This window comes from Pseudomonas sp. LF020, from assembly GCF_053456425.1.
In genome coordinates this window covers 197,702-213,300 of the sequence record NZ_JBRFIX010000008.1, presented here as the reverse complement: position 1 = coordinate 213,300, position 15,599 = coordinate 197,702, and the positions used below count along the sequence as shown (strand labels likewise).

General features: G+C 60.3%; 16 protein-coding genes. 11 read left to right on the top strand and 5 right to left on the bottom strand.

The window, feature by feature from the left end; translation table 11 throughout:
* Positions 1-128: 128 nt before the first annotated feature.
* The gene (locus ACU680_RS19830) at positions 129-2,183 is read right to left on the bottom strand and encodes a S9 family peptidase (RefSeq protein WP_448180319.1); all 2,055 of its coding nucleotides are present in this window, start codon (positions 2,181-2,183) and stop codon (positions 129-131) included.
* Positions 2,184-2,419: 236 nt separating this feature from the next.
* On the opposite strand from ACU680_RS19830, the gene ACU680_RS19825 reads away from it, so the two are divergent.
* From ACU680_RS19825 to ACU680_RS19815, 3 genes are read left to right on the top strand one after another with little or no spacing between them, the layout of a single operon-like run.
* Entirely contained in the window at positions 2,420-2,917 is a 498-nt protein-coding gene (locus tag ACU680_RS19825; RefSeq protein WP_007969598.1) for a hypothetical protein, read from the top strand.
* Between the two features lie 16 nt (positions 2,918-2,933).
* Complete coding sequence (locus tag ACU680_RS19820) at positions 2,934-3,710, top strand: class II glutamine amidotransferase (RefSeq protein WP_007969599.1); 777 nt, start codon at positions 2,934-2,936, stop codon at positions 3,708-3,710.
* 14 nt (positions 3,711-3,724) lie between these two features.
* Entirely contained in the window at positions 3,725-4,267 is a 543-nt protein-coding gene (locus tag ACU680_RS19815) for a DUF2937 family protein (RefSeq protein WP_064586452.1), read from the top strand.
* A 152-nt stretch (positions 4,268-4,419) separates the two neighbouring features.
* Here the strand turns inward: ACU680_RS19815 and ACU680_RS19810 are convergent, their stop codons facing one another.
* Positions 4,420-5,334 (bottom strand): LysR family transcriptional regulator, encoded by a 915-nt coding sequence (locus ACU680_RS19810; protein WP_448180318.1) that lies wholly within the window; start codon positions 5,332-5,334, stop codon positions 4,420-4,422.
* Positions 5,335-5,492: 158 nt separating this feature from the next.
* On the opposite strand from ACU680_RS19810, the gene ACU680_RS19805 reads away from it, so the two are divergent.
* The 4 genes from ACU680_RS19805 to ACU680_RS19790 all read left to right on the top strand — a co-directional run bounded on the left by ACU680_RS19805 (position 5,493) and on the right by ACU680_RS19790 (position 9,207).
* Positions 5,493-6,779 carry an MFS transporter gene (locus ACU680_RS19805; RefSeq protein ID WP_448180317.1) on the top strand — a complete coding sequence of 429 codons (1,287 nt, stop codon included), beginning with the start codon at positions 5,493-5,495 and terminating at the stop codon, positions 6,777-6,779.
* 63 nt (positions 6,780-6,842) lie between these two features.
* A complete protein-coding gene (locus ACU680_RS19800) occupies positions 6,843-7,595 on the top strand; it encodes a 5-oxoprolinase subunit PxpA (protein ID WP_448180316.1) in 753 nt (250 codons plus the stop codon).
* Positions 7,592-8,296: a 5-oxoprolinase subunit B family protein gene (locus ACU680_RS19795; protein ID WP_448180315.1), complete on the top strand. Its 705-nt coding sequence runs from the start codon at positions 7,592-7,594 to the stop codon at positions 8,294-8,296. Before ACU680_RS19800 ends, ACU680_RS19795 begins: the two co-directional genes overlap by 4 nt.
* Positions 8,293-9,207, top strand: coding sequence for a 5-oxoprolinase subunit C family protein (locus ACU680_RS19790; protein ID WP_400759330.1), 915 nt, complete (start codon positions 8,293-8,295; stop codon positions 9,205-9,207). The genes ACU680_RS19795 and ACU680_RS19790 overlap by 4 nt, the downstream gene beginning before the upstream one ends.
* Before the next feature lie 117 nt (positions 9,208-9,324).
* On the opposite strand, the gene ACU680_RS19785 is transcribed toward ACU680_RS19790, so the two are convergent.
* Both ACU680_RS19785 and ACU680_RS19780 read right to left on the bottom strand, forming a co-directional pair.
* On the bottom strand, positions 9,325-10,503 hold the full coding sequence (locus tag ACU680_RS19785) for a vWA domain-containing protein (RefSeq protein ID WP_027614532.1): 1,179 nt from the start codon (positions 10,501-10,503) through the stop codon (positions 9,325-9,327).
* Positions 10,504-10,513: 10 nt separating this feature from the next.
* Positions 10,514-11,359, bottom strand: coding sequence for an AAA family ATPase (locus tag ACU680_RS19780; protein ID WP_098967703.1), 846 nt, complete (start codon positions 11,357-11,359; stop codon positions 10,514-10,516).
* A gap of 202 nt (positions 11,360-11,561) precedes the next feature.
* On the opposite strand from ACU680_RS19780, the gene ACU680_RS19775 reads away from it, so the two are divergent.
* Both ACU680_RS19775 and ACU680_RS19770 read left to right on the top strand, forming a co-directional pair.
* A complete protein-coding gene (locus ACU680_RS19775; protein ID WP_097086717.1) occupies positions 11,562-11,792 on the top strand; it encodes a DUF4160 domain-containing protein in 231 nt (76 codons plus the stop codon).
* Positions 11,780-12,277, top strand: coding sequence for a helix-turn-helix domain-containing protein (locus ACU680_RS19770; RefSeq protein WP_367083686.1), 498 nt, complete (start codon positions 11,780-11,782; stop codon positions 12,275-12,277). The genes ACU680_RS19775 and ACU680_RS19770 overlap by 13 nt, the downstream gene beginning before the upstream one ends.
* Here the strand turns inward: ACU680_RS19770 and ACU680_RS19765 are convergent.
* The gene (locus ACU680_RS19765; protein WP_367083688.1) at positions 12,274-13,350 is read right to left on the bottom strand and encodes a DUF748 domain-containing protein; all 1,077 of its coding nucleotides are present in this window, start codon (positions 13,348-13,350) and stop codon (positions 12,274-12,276) included. The genes ACU680_RS19770 and ACU680_RS19765 overlap by 4 nt on opposite strands.
* A gap of 127 nt (positions 13,351-13,477) precedes the next feature.
* On the opposite strand from ACU680_RS19765, the gene cysK reads away from it, so the two are divergent.
* Both cysK and ACU680_RS19755 read left to right on the top strand, forming a co-directional pair.
* A complete protein-coding gene (cysK, locus tag ACU680_RS19760; RefSeq protein WP_007969612.1) occupies positions 13,478-14,452 on the top strand; it encodes a cysteine synthase A in 975 nt (324 codons plus the stop codon).
* Positions 14,453-14,636: 184 nt separating this feature from the next.
* Positions 14,637-15,575 (top strand): aspartyl/asparaginyl beta-hydroxylase domain-containing protein, encoded by a 939-nt coding sequence (locus ACU680_RS19755; RefSeq protein WP_367083690.1) that lies wholly within the window; start codon positions 14,637-14,639, stop codon positions 15,573-15,575.
* Positions 15,576-15,599: the final 24 nt, after the last annotated feature.

The following is a 15,599-nucleotide window of genomic DNA, read 5'->3' as shown; positions in this document are numbered from 1 at the left end:
GATCTTTTGATCTTGTCTTTCAAAAAATCAAGATCAAAAGATCGCAGCCTTCGGCAGCTCCTACAGGGATCTGTGGTGTATCGGCCTCTTGGTTCTGGAGTTAAGACCCAAGTGACCGACGGAGTTCCTCAGGCGAGGCCCAAAACCTTGAACACAAATGCATATTCGAGCGCTACGTCACGTAATCCCTGATAACGCCCGCTCATGCCGCCATGTCCGGCGCCGAGTTCGGTCTTGAGCAGCAGCAGGTTGTCGTCGGTCTTGGTCGCGCGCAGTTTCGCCACCCACTTGGCCGCCTCCCAGTACTGCACGCGACTGTCGTTGTAGCCGGCGATCACCAGGGTTGCCGGATAAGCCTGCGCAGTGACATTTTCGTACGGCGCGTACGCCTTGATCCGCTCGTAGACGTCCGGCTCTTCCGGGTTACCCCATTCGTCGTATTCGGTGACGGTCAGCGGCAAGTCCGGGTCGAGCATGGTGTTGAGTACGTCGACAAACGGCACTTCGGCAATCGCCACGCCGAACAGGTCCGGGCGCTGATTGAGCACCGCGCCAATCAACAAGCCGCCAGCGCTGCCGCCGCTGATCGCCAGTTTCTCGGCGGTGGTGATGCCGTTGAGGATCAGGAATTCGGCGCAGGCAATGAAGTCGCTGAAGGTGTTGTGTTTGTGTTCCTGTTTGCCGGCGCGATACCAGGCTTCGCCCAGTTCACCGCCGCCACGCACGTGGGCGATGGCGAAAGCCATGCCGCGATCCAGCAGGCTCAGACGCGCGTGGGAAAACCACGGATCGAGGCTGGAACCGTAGGCGCCATAACCGTACAGATACAGCGGCACCGGCTTGCCGACCATCTCGCGTTTCATCACCAGACTGATCGGCACCTGTGTGCCGTCCGGCGCCGTGGCCCACAGGCGTTGGCTGACGTAAGCGTCGGCGTCGAACGGGCCGAGCACCGGGGTTTCTTTCAGGACGGTTTGCTCGCCGCTCGCGAGGATCAACTGCCGTACCTGCGCCGGACGGTTCAACGCCTCGTAACGCAGACGAATGCGGTCGCTCTCGAACTCCAGACTGTTTTGCACATAAAGGCTGTAGGCCGCGTCCGGCAGTTGCACGCGATACGGCATCTGCCCTTGCGGGTGAACTTCGATGACCGGCAAGCCGCCTTCGCGCAGGCTCAGGGTCATGGCCTCGGCGTTCAGCGTCACGCCGTCGAGCATCACCGTGTCGCTGTGCGGAACCAGTTGCTGCCAGTCGGCTTCGCTGGGCACGACACCGGTGTCCGGCGCCTGATACAGGGCGAAGTTGATGCCGTCGCGATTGGTGCGGATGAACCACGTCCACACGCCATCCAGCGCGCCGTGGTCAACATCGTATTCGTGATCCTCGACCCGTGGCGCCATGCAAGTGAAGGGCAGATGCGGTTGATGCGCGTCCAGTGCCCAGACTTCGCTGGTGGTTTTGCTGCCCAGGGTCAGCAGCAATTGCTGCTCGGAACTGGAGCGGTAGCAATGCAGGAAGAAACGCCCGTCCGGCTCGTGGAACACCTCTTCGGCGGCGGTGCCGTCGAGGCGATAGCGAAACAGTTTGTGCGGGCGATGAGTATCGTCGAGCACGCCGAAGAACAGGGTCAGGCTGTCGTTGGCCCAGGTCATGCTGCCGTCGCAGTCCTGAAACTCCAGTTCGCTGACCTTGTCATTGGCCAGTTCCTTGACGAACAGCGTGTAAATCTCGTCGCCCGAGGCATCGACGCTGTAGGCCAGACGCTGGTGATCCGGGCTGATGCTGAACGCGCCGAGCGAGAAGAAGCCGCCATTGGCCAGCACGTTGGGATCGAGCAGCAATTGCTCGCGGCTTTCGTCGAGGGTCAGGCTGTCGTCGGCCGGACACGGGCAACGGTAATGGCGGGCGTATTCGTCACCCGCCGTGGTGCGCGTGTAATACAGATACGGCCCCCACGGCGAGGGCAGGGACAGGTCGGTTTCGAGGATCCGGCCCTTGATCTCCTCGAACAGGCTTTCGCGCAGGGCGGCCTGATCGGCGGTCTGTGCTTCCTGATAGGCGTTTTCAGCCTTGAGGTAGTCGAGCACCGCGTCGGTGTCGCGTTCCTGCAGCCAGGCATACGGGTCGGCACCGGCAGCCTTGCGGGCGATCGGGGCGCGGATGACGTGGGCGGATTCGGGCATGGAAGGCTCTCGGACATTTACGGAATAAGGGTTTTCGCAGCTCTTGAAACCATCGCACTCCCCTGTGGGAGCGAGCTTGCTCGCGAAGGCGTCCTGTCAGATGACATTTGTTTCACTGACCCGACGCTTTCGCGAGCAAGCTCGCTCCCACAGGGTTTGCTGTTGGCCGTCTGGCATTGGGACAAGCCTGACGGGCGAAAAGTCGTTACTATAAGCGCCTCTTTGCCTGCCTTGCCATGGACACCATGACCGAGAACGACTATCTGATCGCCTGGGGCCTCTACGCCTTTGCCGCTGTGGGCTGCCTGTTGGTATGGATGCGCCTGACCCGCTGGATGTGGCGCTGGCTGCGCGAGCCGCTGCGGGTGCTGATGGCGGTGTTGCTGTTCAGCCCGACCATCATTGACCCGGTGAAAGCCAAGGTCGCGCCGTCGATCGCCATTACCGCGCTGGACTTGGCCTTCAAGGTCGGCAACAACGCCTGGCGGGCGATTTCCGACCTGTTCATGTACGGCATGATTGCGTTCGGCATTTACCTGATTTTCGTGTTGATCCGCTTCCCGATCGAGCGCGCCTCCCGCGCCCGCCGCGAGCAGGCCGAAGCCGCCAAGGCGGCGGCGCGTGCCGATGATCGCGACGACGATCAGCCGTTTGGCGGGGCCGGTGATGACCGTTACGGTCGCCCGCCCTTGCCGAACAATCCGCAGCGCATGCGCGTCGAGCCGCGTCTGTAATCACGAGAGTCAGCACATGTGTGAACTACTGGGCATGAGTGCCAACGTGCCGACCGATATCGTGTTCAGCTTCACCGGCCTGATGCAGCGCGGCGGGCGTACCGGCCCGCACCGCGACGGCTGGGGCATCGCCTTCTATGAAGGTCGTGGCTTGCGCCTGTTCCAGGATCCGGCCGCCAGCAGCGAGTCGGAAGTCGCCAACCTGGTGCAGCGCTATCCGATCAAGAGCGAAGTGGTCATCGGCCACATTCGTCAGGCCAACGTCGGCAAGGTCTGCCTGTCCAACACCCACCCGTTCGTCCGCGAACTGTGGGGGCGCAACTGGTGTTTCGCGCACAACGGCCAGCTCGCCGACTTCACCCCGATCAAGAGTTTCTACCGCCCGGTGGGCGACACCGACAGCGAAGCAGCGTTCTGCGATCTGCTCAACCGGGTGCGTGCAGCCTTCCCCGAACCGGTCGATATAGAAGTGCTGCTGCCGGATCTTGTCGCCGCCTGCGCCGAATATCGCAGCAAAGGTGTGTTCAACTGCCTGCTCAGCGACGGCGACTGGCTGTTCTGCTATTGCTCGACCAAACTGGCACAGATCACCCGGCGCGCACCGTTCGGCCCGGCGCGGCTCAAGGATGTCGATGTGATCGTCGATTTCCAGGCGGAAACCACGCCCAACGACGTGGTCACGGTGATCGCCACCGAGCCTTTGACCGAAAATGAAACCTGGACCCGTTACCAACCGGGCCAATGGAGCCTGTGGCGACGCGGCGAATGCGTCAGCCAGGGCACGACCGAATAAAGGATCTCTCCTCGATGTTGCTCAGTTATCTACGGCTGGTGTTGTTTGCGGCGGGCCTGTTGATCGGTGTCCAGGTGCCGGGATTCATCAACGATTACGCGAAACGTGTCGAAGCCCATTTGATCGAAGCGCAGACCGGTCTGCGCGGCTTCCAGGGTACCGCCGAGCAGTTCTTCAAGGGCGACTTGCAGGCGCTGGTCGCGCATTACCGCGCCAGTGACGATCCGGTATTTCGCAGCGATGCCGACAGCCTGAGCACCTTGCTCAACCGCCAGATAGCACTGGATAAACAGTTCCAGGCGATGCAGGGCCCGTGGTACATCCGTTTCCTGCAAGTGGTGCTGGCCGCCGACCCGGACATCCGCAAAGAAACCTGGAACGGCTACAGCTACCAGATCCTGCTGACCCCGGAAGCGATGATCTGGGGCATGAGCGGCGCGTTGCTGCTGTCGTTCGGCATCGAGTGCCTGATTCGTCTGATTGACTGGGTGGTGCTCGGTGGGCGCCGTCTGCGCCAGAGCCGGCCGATTGAAGACCGCGACGTGCGCGGGTTGTAAGGCTGGCCAAACCCCTGTGGCGAGGGAGCTTGCTCCCGCCCGGCTGCGCAGCAGTCGTAAACCTTTGAACTCAATTGTCCTGAATGATTGGGATGTCTGGTTTTGGGCCTGCTTCGCAGTCCAGCGGGAGCAAGCTCCCTCGCCACAGGGTGTCAGGCACTCAAGGTGATGTACTTTTCACCGACCTTGCGCGCATACCCCTCCAGCACCTGCTGACACAACGTCACCATTTCCTCGACCCATTCCACGCCAACCCGCCACGACACCACCACTTGCAGATTCGGTGGTCGCTGGTCGATGTCGAGCAAGGTCAGTTCACCCCGGGCCAGTTCCTCGGCCACCAGCACCGGCGGCAGTACGCCAATACCAAAACCATCGCGCAGCAGCCGGGTAATCGCCGACACCGAATTCACGCAATTCAGGCGCGGCGCCAGCACACCGTTGGCCTGCATCAGCGCCAGTAGATCCTGATGCGGTCGGGAGTTTTTCGAGTAGGTGATGATCCGTTCCTGCGCCAGTTCACCGAGGTCGGCGTAGTCGCGGTTGTAGATCGAATTGCTCGCAACGATCCAGCCCAGCGGATGGCTGGCCAGTGCCAGGCTGCGCACGCTTTCGTGGCGCACCAGATCGGTTTGCAGAACGATGTCGAGAAAGCCTTTTTGCAGCTGATCGCAGAGGTTCAGCGAGGTATCCGCCACCAGCTCGATTTCCACCCGTGGATACAGATCGGTCATCTGCGCCACCAACGGGCTGAGCCAGGTGTGGATCACCGTGTCCATCACACCGATGCGCACCCGGCCGACCTTGCTCGAACGGGTCTCGATCGATTGCTTGAGGGCTGACATCGTATCGAGCATCTGCTCGGCATAATCCAGCACTTTCAGGCCTTCGGGCGTCAGGCTGACGCCGCGTGAATCACGCAGAAACAGCTTCACCCCCAGCTCGCCTTCGAGCACTGCGATACGGCTGGAAATCGACGCCTGGGTGGTGAACAGCTTGTCGGCGGTCAGGCGAAAACTCTTCAGCCGGGCGACCCAGACAAAGGTCTCGAGAAACTTCAGGTTCATGGCAACGGCTCGGGTGACAAATTTTTCTTATGCCTAAGGCGGGTTTTTATTCGTTGGACGCAGCAGGGCCGAGCGACGAAAAATCGGCGCATCCGGTTCCCACGATAGGCGTCGTCGGAACTTCGAACAAGACCAATAAAAGCCTGCGGAGACTTGCCATGCGTGCGCCCGACACCCTCGACCTCCCCAAGAGCACGGCCCGCCCCGGCCCGTTCGACTGGTATCGCAACATCAATCAGCAAGAGCGTCGTACCTTCTGGAGCTGCAAGATCGGCTATGGCCTGGACGGCATGGACACGCAAATGCTCAGCTTCGTGGTGCCGACCCTGATCGCCATGTGGGGCATCACCACCGGGCAGGCCGGGCTGATTCACACCAGCACCCTGATCGCCTCGGCCATCGGCGGCTGGGTCGCGGGGATTCTCTCCGACCGCATCGGCCGCGTGCGCACCCTGCAACTGACGGTGCTGTGGTTCGCCTTCTTCACGTTTCTTTGTGGTTTCGCGCAGAACTACGAACAGCTGCTAATCGCTCGCACCCTGATGGGCTTCGGTTTCGGCGGCGAATGGACCGCCGGCGCGGTGCTGATCGGTGAAGTGATCCGCGCCAAGGATCGCGGCAAAGCGGTGGGCATGGTGCAATCCGGCTGGGCGCTGGGGTGGGGGCTGACGGCGATTCTGTATGCGTTGCTGTTCTCGGTGTTGCCACCGGAAGATGCCTGGCGAGCGCTGTTCATTCTCGGCATCGTCCCGGCGATTTTCGTGATCTTCGTCCGGCGTCTGGTGAAAGACCCGCAGATCTATCGCGAAGCCAAGGCTGCACAAACTCCGCAGAATCCGGCGAAGTTCTACGAGATCTTCGCCCCGGGGATGCTGTTCACCACGTTCCGCGCTTCCTTGCTGACCACCGGGGCGCTCGGCGGTTACTACGCGATCACCTCGTGGCTGCCGACCTTCCTGAAGAATGAACGCGGCTTGAGTGTGCTGGGCACTGGCGGGTATCTGGCGATGGTGATCGTCGGTTCTTACGTCGGCTATGTGATCAGCGCCTATCTGACCGATCTGCTGGGGCGGAAAAAGAACTTCATCCTGTTTGCGGTCGGCTCGTTCACCATCGTTCTGCTGTACACGCAGATGCCGGTCAGCAACGGGGTGATGCTGTGGTTGGGCTTTCCGCTGGGCTTCTTCGCCTCGGGGATTTTCAGCGGCATGGGCGCGTTTCTCACCGAGCTGTTTCCGACGCGGATTCGTGGCTCAGGGCAGGGCTTCTGCTACAACATCGGTCGGGCGCTGGCGGCATTGTTTCCGCTGTTGATTGGTTTGCTCAGCCAGAAAGTCCCGTTGAGTGTGGGTATCGGCGCGTTTGCTGCGGTGTCCTACGGCGTGGTGATTCTCGCCGCATTGAGCCTGCCGGAAACCCGTGGCAAGCAACTGGATGCGCAGTAACTGATAACCTGCCGGGCAAGCGTCCTACAGATAAAAAGACAAGAAGCTACAGGAGTGTTCACCGTGAGCCGCCTGCTATTGAATTGTGATATCGGCGAGAGTTTCGGCAACTGGACCATGGGTCTGGACGCCGAGGTCATGCCCTTCATCGACTGCGCCAACGTGGCCTGCGGCTTCCATGCCGGTGACCCAGGCATCATGCGCAAAACCGTCAGCCTGGCACTGAGCCACGGCGTGCAGATCGGTGCGCATCCGGCCTATCAGGATCTGGTCGGTTTCGGCCGGCGTTCCATGGCTTATTCCGCGCAAGAGCTGCAAGACATCCTGCATTACCAGATTGGCGCCCTCGATGGCATCTGCAAGGCGCAGGGCGGGCGGGTCAGTTACGTCAAACCTCACGGCGCGATGTACAACGACATGATGGCCAACCCTGCCCAGTTGCGGGCGGTGATTCAAGCTGTGGCGGCTTACGATCGCACGTTGCCGCTGATGCTGATGGCCACCCGTGACAACGCGGCGGCGCAGCAACTCGGCGACGAATACGGCGTGACCCTGTGGTTCGAAGCCTTCGCCGACCGCGCCTACGACAGCGCAGGTCGACTGGTCTCGCGGCAACTGCCGGATGCGGTGCATCACGAGGCAGAAAAAATCATCGAACAGGCCCTGATCATCGCCCGTGGCAGTGACCTCGTCGCCAGCGACGGCAGCGCGCTGCACCTGCAGGCCAACACCTTGTGCGTGCATGGCGACAACGCCAGTTCGGTGGCCGCCGTGCAGCGCATTCGCGAGGCCCTGAATCAGCAGAGCGCGCCATGAACCCACGGATTGAAGTGGTGGCCCTGGACTGCCTGATGCTGCGCCTGTTCGATGAAATTGCCGAAACCAACATGCCGTGGATGCTCGCCGCCAGTGAGCGTTTGCGCACGGTATTTGGCGCGCAGTTGATCGATCTGGTGCCGTCCTACACCACGTTGATGGTGCATTACGATCTGACATTATTGAACCCGGGCCAAGCGCGTGAATTGATCGCTGAAGCCTTGATCGACCTGTCGCCCAATGCCCGAACCAGCGGCCAGTGCCATGTGCTGCCGGTCTGGTATGACCTGAGTGTCGGCCCCGAGCTGAGCCTGTTGGCGCAGCGCAGCGGGTTGGCGGTGGCGGAGGTGATCCGCCGCCACAGCGCTCGCGAATATCAGGTGTTTGCCCTCGGTTTTGCGCCGGGATTCGCCTTCATGGGGCTGGTGGAAGAGGTGCTGGCAGCGCCACGCCTGGACACCCCGCGCAAGAAAGTCGCGGCCGGCAGCGTCGGCATCGCCGAGCGGCAGACTGCGGCTTATCCGGTGGTATCCCCCGGCGGCTGGAACCTGATCGGCCGCACCCCGGCGAAACTGTTCGACCGCCATCGCGACGGCTACAGCCTGATGCAGCCCGGCGACACCGTGCGTTTCGAAGCGGTGAGCCACGCCGAGTTCATCAACTTGGGCGGCGATGACACACCGCTGGAGGCGCAGGCATGAGCCGACTGACGATTGAAGCCAGCACACCGCTGTGCCTGTTGCAGGACGCCGGGCGCTTTGGCGTGCGCCATTTGGGCGTGACCCAGGGCGGCGCGGCGGACTGGTGCTCGATGAGCTGGGCCAACTGGTTATTGGGTAACGGATTAAATGCGCCGGTGATCGAAATCACCCTCGGCGGGTTTGCCGTGGTGGCGCAGGAAGATTGCCTGCTGGCGCTGGCCGGGGCGGATCTCGGCGCGCAGATTGACGGGCAGGCGCTGGCGCCGTGGCGCAGTTTCAAACTGGGCAAGGGCCAGACATTGAGGTTCGCTCAACCGCTGCTCGGCGCCCGGGCTTATCTGGCGGCGCCCGGTGGTTTCGACGCGCCGCAGGTGCTGGGCAGCAGTGCCACGGTGGTGCGTGAAGAACTCGGTGGTCTTGATGGCATGGGGTTGCCGTTGGCCAAGGGCGCGACGTTGAGTTATCGCGGTGCGGTTCTGCAGGTGCGTGAAGTGCCGCTGGCGCATCGACCTGATTTGCGCCTGAATACGCCTTTGGATCTGGTGCTCGGTGCACAGATCGGCCAGTTCAGCGGGCAGAGTCTGTTCGATGTGTTCAACAGTTCGTGGACGCTCGACAGTCGCGCTGATCGCATGGGCATTCGATTGTTGGGCACCACGTTGCAGTATCAGGGCCGGCCGATGATTTCCGAGGGCATTCCGCTGGGGGCGGTGCAGGTGCCGCCGGATGGGCAGCCGATCGTGTTGCTCAATGATCGACAGACGATTGGCGGCTATCCACGGTTGGGAGCGTTGACGCCGTTGGCGCTGGCGCGACTGGCGCAGTGTCTGCCGGGGGCGCAGGTGCGGTTGCGGCCGGTGGTGCAGGACGTCGCGCACCGGGAGCACATCGAATATCTACAGCGGTTTTAGATGTGGCGAGGGAGCTTGCTCCCGCTGGGGCGCGAAGCGGCCCCCTCTAATCTGAAAAAGTATGGGACTGCTACGCAGTCCAGCGGGAGCAAGCTCCCTCGCCACGCACTCATTGGATTATTTGGACAAAAAGCGCATCCCTTCCTCCAACCCGCGCAGGGTCAACGGATACATCTGATCCTCGATCAAATCGCGCACGATATTGGTCGACGAGGTATAGCCCCACGTGTCCTTCGGATACGGATTGATCCAGATGAGTTTCTTGTACTTCTCCATGAAGCGCTGCATCCACAGATAGCCCGGCTCTTCGTTCCAGTGCTCGACGCTGCCGCCGGCCTGGGTGATTTCGTAGGGCGCCATGGCGGCGTCACCGATGAAGATCACTTTGTAGTCGGCGCCGTACTTGTGCAGCAAATCCTGGGTCGAGAAACGCTCGGACGTGCGGCGCATGTTGTTCTTCCACACCGACTCATAAATGAAGTTGTGGAAGTAGAAGTACTCCAGATGCTTGAACTCGGTCTTGCAGGCCGAGAACAATTCCTCGCAGATCTTCACGTGCGCATCCATCGAGCCGCCGATGTCGAACAGCAGCAACAGCTTCACCGTGTTGCGCCGCTCCGGGCGCATCTGGATATTCAGCAGGCCGGCGTCTTTGGCGGTGTGGTCGATAGTGCCGTCGATGTCCAGCTCTTCCGCCGCACCCTGACGGGCGAATTTGCGCAGACGACGCAGGGCGACCTTGATGTTGCGCGTGCCCAGCTCCACCGAATCGTCGAGGTTCTTGTACTCGCGCTGATCCCAGACCTTGACCGCTTTACCCTGACGCTTGCCGGCATCGCCGACGCGGATGCCTTCCGGGTTGAAACCGCCGGAACCAAACGGACTGGTGCCGCCGGTGCCGATCCATTTATTGCCGCCGGCATGGCGCTCTTTCTGTTCTTCCAGACGCTTCTTGAACTCTTCGATCAGCTTGTCCAGCCCGCCGAGGGACTGGATTTGTGCACGTTCCTCGTCGGTCAGCGAGCGCTCGAATTCCTTGCGCAACCAGTCTTCGGGGATCAGCGCCTGCAAGTGATCGTCGAGCTTTTCCAGGCCATTGAAGTAGGCGCCAAACGCACGGTCGAATTTGTCGAAATGCCGTTCGTCCTTGACCAGAATCGCCCGCGACAAGTAGTAGAACTCGTCCATGTCGGCGAAGGTCACGCGCTGTTTCAGCGCGTTGATCAGGTCGAGCAGCTCGCGTACCGACACTGGCACCTTGGCTGCACGCATTTCATTGAACAGGTTGAGCAACATGGCATCAGCCTCAGCGAGAACCGCGACGGCTCATGAACGCCAGGCGCTCAAGCAACTGCACGTCCTGTTCGTTCTTCACCAGCGCACCGGCCAATGGCGGAATGGCCTTGGTCGGATCGCGCTCGCGCAGCACTGCTTCGCCGATGTTGTCGGCCATCAGCAGCTTCAGCCAGTCGACCAGCTCGGAGGTCGACGGTTTCTTCTTCAGGCCCGGCACTTTGCGCACGTCAAAGAACACGTCCAGCGCTTCGCTGACCAGGTCCTTCTTGATGTCCGGGTAGTGCACGTCGACGATTTTCTGCAGAGTGTTGCGATCCGGGAAAGCGATGTAATGGAAGAAGCAGCGGCGCAGGAAGGCGTCCGGCAGCTCTTTCTCGTTGTTGGAGGTAATGATGATGATCGGGCGCTTCTTGGCCTTGATGGTCTCGTCGATCTCGTAAACGTAGAACTCCATCTTGTCGAGTTCTTGCAACAGGTCGTTGGGGAACTCGATGTCAGCCTTGTCGATTTCGTCGATCAGCAGAATCACCCGCTCCTCTGACTCGAAGGCCTCCCAGAGCTTGCCCTTCTTCAGGTAGTTGCGCACATCGTGGACTTTTTCGTTGCCCAGTTGCGAGTCGCGCAGACGGCTGACCGCATCGTACTCATACAAGCCCTGATGGGCCTTGGTGGTGGACTTGATGTGCCAGGTGATCAGCTTGGCGCCAAACGATTCGGCCAGTTGCTCGGCGAGCATGGTCTTGCCGGTGCCGGGTTCGCCCTTGACCAGCAGTGGCCGCTCCAGGGTGATGGCGGCATTGACCGCCAGCTTCAGGTCATCGGTGGCGACGTAGGCCTGGGTGCCTTCGAACTTCATCTGCTAATCCTCGAACGGTAACGCCGACCTGCGCGGGCAGGGCGGGGGCGAAAAAATCGGATGCCCCGACTATAACGCGCAGCCCGGTCGACTGTGAACGCAGACGGCTTATTCAGTCTCTGAATGGGGCGTCACATGTTGACTCGGTTTCGGCCAGAGGCCAGTATTCAGGTATCGCCGATTTGGCGATAGCCTGTCGGGCATGACGACTAAATACCGATTTCGCGACAAATACCGCATTCAGTTACGTGAGAAGGATCACCCGCCACCCCATGTCCACTTGATCGGTGGCGGAGTGGACGTGATGCTGAGCCTTGAAACCGTCGAAGTCATGACGGGCAAGGCACCGCCGCTGATTATCAAGGAAGCGCTGGCTTGGGTTGCGGCTCATCAAGTGCAACTGCTGGAGGACTGGAAACGATGTTACCCATGAAAAGGCCTCGTCTGACGGCTGTGCAGGCACTGTCAGGTTTTCGATTGAAACTGACCTTTATTGATGGTCAGGATCTGACCCTTGACCTGAGCCGAGACATCCACGCTTATCCAGGTCTGCAACCATTGCTTGATCCCGAAGTGTTTGCGGCTGCGACCCTTGACGACAATGGCTGGACGGTCGAATGGCTTGAGCGCGATATACAGATTGGCGCAGACACGCTTTATATGGATGCGCTGGCCCAAAACACTGTCGATGAAAACACTCGGATTTTCATCGATTGGCGTGCACGTACCGGACTCTCACTGAATCAGGCAGCCGAGGCGCTGGGTGTCAGTGCCCGCAGCATCAGCCGATACAGTAATGGGCGGGAGGCGGTGCCAAGGTCATTAGCCTTGGCTTGTCTTGGTTGGGACTCATTGCAGCAAAAGTCCACGCTGGCGGCTGAAGAATCTGGTCGATATGTCGTTAATCGTAAGAATTAGCCCGCATCCGGCTTCGGCCGCTCATACCTCGCATTAAAGGCTTGAATGAAGCCATTGCGCAAAATCTGCAAAAACGCTTCGAATGCGCTGATGTTTTGCTGATGCACGTTGCCGCTGAGTTCGACCTTGGTGGCGAACTGGTTTTTGGCCTGGTTCTTCAGCACGGTTTCCGTGCCGCCGACGATGGCCTCCCAGACGGAGCGGAAGATGCTCTTGTCCTTGTTCTCCACGTCCTGCTGCCAGTTGAACACCTCGACATCGCGCAAAAGCGGTTTGATGTAGCCGCTGACCTGGGCTTTTTTCGCCTGGGCTTCGATCACGACGTCACCATGCCCGGCGTTGAAGTCGAACTTGCCGTAGGCCGAGGCGAAGTCGTTCATGCTCTTGAGTTCGATGTCGCGGGCGCGCAGGCGGAACTGGAAGTCCTCGAAATTGCTCAGCGGATCGAAAGTGGCCGTGGTTTCCAACGGTGCGTGGCCGAGCAGCTTGGCCTTGCCTTCGAAACGGGCATCGCGCTTGCCCTGTTTGTCGACCACGTTGGTCAGGTTGTAGATGCTGGCCTCGACGTTGGTGGCGTTCATGTTGACCGGCGGCTTGGAGTTGAAATTGCGGAAACTGATCTTGCCGTCATGGATCTGCACCTCGTCGAGGGTGATCGGCAGCAACTTGCCCAGTTGCGCCCGCCAGTCGGTGCCTTTACCGGTCTGGGAATTCTGCTTGTTGGCTCCGCCGTCGACGAAGTTGATCTCGGGATTGAAGAACTGCACCTGTGCCACCACGGCATGGTCGTACCACAGCGAGTGCCAACTGACCGCCAGATCGATCACGGGTGCGTTGACGAACGGCACCGGCACCTTGCCGTCGACCTTGACGATTTTCAGCCCGTTGATCTTGTAGGCGCCGCGCCACAAGGCCAGATCGACATCGGTGATCTGGCCGCGATAATCACCCATGTCGGCCAGTTTGCCGTTCAGGTAATCGCGCACCACGTAGGGCAGGGCAATGTGCAGGGCGATCAGCAGCACAACGACGACGACAAAGATCCCTATTGGCCAGCTATAGCGACGCTTCATGGCAAAAATTCCCTGACGATGTAAGCGATTGACTGTGGCGCGGCGCAGACGTTCGACCCGACTGGACTGCGCCCGGCAACAGGCATACCTTGGAACGCTGAATTCAATGCTGCATAAGGACCCAGCCATGAGCCGTATTTTTGCTGACAACGCCCATTCCATCGGCAACACGCCGCTGGTGCAGATCAACCGCATCGCGCCGCGTGGCGTGACCATCCTGGCCAAGATCGAGGGGCGCAACCCCGGTTATTCGGTCAAGTGCCGGATCGGCGCGAACATGATCTGGGACGCCGAAAGCAGCGGCAAACTCAAACCGGGCATGACCATCGTCGAGCCTACCTCCGGCAATACCGGTATTGGCCTGGCTTTTGTTGCGGCAGCTCGCGGTTATAAATTGATGCTGACCATGCCGGCTTCGATGAGTATCGAACGGCGCAAGGTACTGAAGGCGCTGGGCGCAGAGCTGGTTCTGACTGAACCGGCCAAGGGCATGAAAGGCGCGATCGAGAAGGCCGCCGAAATTGTTGCCAGCGACGCCGACAAATACTTTATGCCGTCGCAGTTCGACAATCCGGCCAACCCGGCGATTCATGAAAAAACCACCGGTCCGGAAATCTGGAACGACACCGATGGTGCGGTGGATGTGCTGGTGGCCGGCGTCGGGACGGGTGGCACCATCACCGGCGTGTCGCGGTATATCAAGAATACCCAGGGCAAACCGATCCTGTCGGTGGCAGTGGAGCCGGTGTCTTCGCCGGTGATCAGCCAGGCGCTGGCGGGTGAAGAGATCAAGCCGAGCCCACACAAGATTCAGGGGATTGGCGCCGGTTTCGTGCCGAAGAACCTCGATTTGTCGATGGTCGATCGCGTGGAACAGGTCACCGATGACGAGTCCAAGGCCATGGCGCTGCGCCTGATGCAGGAAGAAGGGATTTTGTGCGGTATCTCGTGCGGCGCGGCCATGGCCGTAGCGGTGCGCCTGGCCGAGAAGCCGGAAATGCAGGGCAAGACCATCGTGGTGATTCTGCCGGACTCCGGTGAGCGCTATTTGTCGAGCATGTTGTTCAGCGATCTGTTCACCGAACAGGAGAATCAGCAGTAGTCCAATTGACTCAGATCAGCCGGGGTTCAGGATCGTTATGCTAATAAATGCTTTGTTGCGCAATTCTTAACACTGAATCTTGGGTTGGGCGGGTTTTTCCCGAGGCCGGTAGTGTTTATCATGGCCGGCTGCCATGCCGGGTAACGGGCATTGCGCAGCGTTGTCTTTATTCAAGGAGTCGTTGATGACCTTTTCGTTAGCCGCCAAGGTGTTGGTGTTGCTGCTGTTTGTGGGCAGCATCCTCTATGTGCATTTGCGCGGCAAGGCTCGTTTGCCGGTCCTGCGTCAGTTTGTCAACCACTCGGCGCTGTTCGCTCCGTACAACGCGCTGATGTACCTGTTCTCCGGTGTGCCGTCCAAGCCGTATCTGGATCGCAGCAAGTTTCCGGAACTGGATGTGCTGCGCGATAACTGGGAAACCATTCGCGACGAAGCCATGCACTTGTTCGACGAGGGCTATATCCGCGCCGCCGAAAAGAACAATGACGCCGGTTTCGGCTCGTTCTTCAAGAAAGGCTGGAAGCGTTTCTACCTCAAGTGGTACGACAAACCGCTGCCGTCGGCCGAAACCCTGTGCCCGAAAACCGTGGCGCTGGTCAGTGCGATACCTAACGTCAAGGGCGCCATGTTCGCGCTGTTGCCGGGTGGCAGCCACCTGAATCCGCACCGTGACCCGTTTGCCGGCTCCCTGCGTTATCACCTGGGCTTGTCGACGCCGAACTCCGACGATTGCCGGATCTTCGTCGACGGTCAGGTCTACGCCTGGCGCGACGGTGAAGACGTGATGTTCGACGAGACCTACGTGCACTGGGTCAAGAACGAGACCGAACAGACTCGCGTCATCCTGTTCTGCGACGTCGAACGGCCATTGAGCAACCGTCTGATGACCCGCATCAACCGCGCCATCAGCGCCTGGTTGGGACGCGCCACCGCGCCGCAGAACCTTGACGACGAACGTGTCGGCGGCATCAACCAGGCCTACGCCTGGAGCAAGAACTTCAGCGACCGGTTCAGCGGCGTGGTCAAACAGTGGAAGCGCCGCAATCCCAAGGCTTACCGCGTCCTGCGCCCGGTGCTGGCGGTGGTGGTGCTGACGCTGCTGGGGTATTGGCTGTTTGGCTGAGGCCGGATGTTGAAATAAAAAAAC

Bases quoted from the DNA above. Each gene is read 5' to 3' on its own strand.
- ACU680_RS19830 (WP_448180319.1), bottom strand. From the start codon at position 2,183: ATGCCCGAATCCGCCCACGTCATCCGCGCCCCGATCGCCCGCAAGGCT.
- ACU680_RS19825 (WP_007969598.1), top strand. From the start codon at position 2,420: ATGGACACCATGACCGAGAACGACTATCTGATCGCCTGGGGCCTCTAC.
- ACU680_RS19820 (WP_007969599.1), top strand. From the start codon at position 2,934: ATGTGTGAACTACTGGGCATGAGTGCCAACGTGCCGACCGATATCGTG.
- ACU680_RS19815 (WP_064586452.1), top strand. From the start codon at position 3,725: ATGTTGCTCAGTTATCTACGGCTGGTGTTGTTTGCGGCGGGCCTGTTG.
- ACU680_RS19810 (WP_448180318.1), bottom strand. From the start codon at position 5,334: ATGAACCTGAAGTTTCTCGAGACCTTTGTCTGGGTCGCCCGGCTGAAG.
- ACU680_RS19805 (WP_448180317.1), top strand. From the start codon at position 5,493: ATGCGTGCGCCCGACACCCTCGACCTCCCCAAGAGCACGGCCCGCCCC.
- ACU680_RS19795 (WP_448180315.1), top strand. From the start codon at position 7,592: ATGAACCCACGGATTGAAGTGGTGGCCCTGGACTGCCTGATGCTGCGC.
- ACU680_RS19790 (WP_400759330.1), top strand. From the start codon at position 8,293: ATGAGCCGACTGACGATTGAAGCCAGCACACCGCTGTGCCTGTTGCAG.
- ACU680_RS19785 (WP_027614532.1), bottom strand. From the start codon at position 10,503: ATGTTGCTCAACCTGTTCAATGAAATGCGTGCAGCCAAGGTGCCAGTG.
- ACU680_RS19780 (WP_098967703.1), bottom strand. From the start codon at position 11,359: ATGAAGTTCGAAGGCACCCAGGCCTACGTCGCCACCGATGACCTGAAG.
- ACU680_RS19775 (WP_097086717.1), top strand. From the start codon at position 11,562: ATGACGACTAAATACCGATTTCGCGACAAATACCGCATTCAGTTACGT.
- ACU680_RS19770 (WP_367083686.1), top strand. From the start codon at position 11,780: ATGTTACCCATGAAAAGGCCTCGTCTGACGGCTGTGCAGGCACTGTCA.
- ACU680_RS19765 (WP_367083688.1), bottom strand. From the start codon at position 13,350: ATGAAGCGTCGCTATAGCTGGCCAATAGGGATCTTTGTCGTCGTCGTT.
- cysK (WP_007969612.1), top strand. From the start codon at position 13,478: ATGAGCCGTATTTTTGCTGACAACGCCCATTCCATCGGCAACACGCCG.
- ACU680_RS19755 (WP_367083690.1), top strand. From the start codon at position 14,637: ATGACCTTTTCGTTAGCCGCCAAGGTGTTGGTGTTGCTGCTGTTTGTG.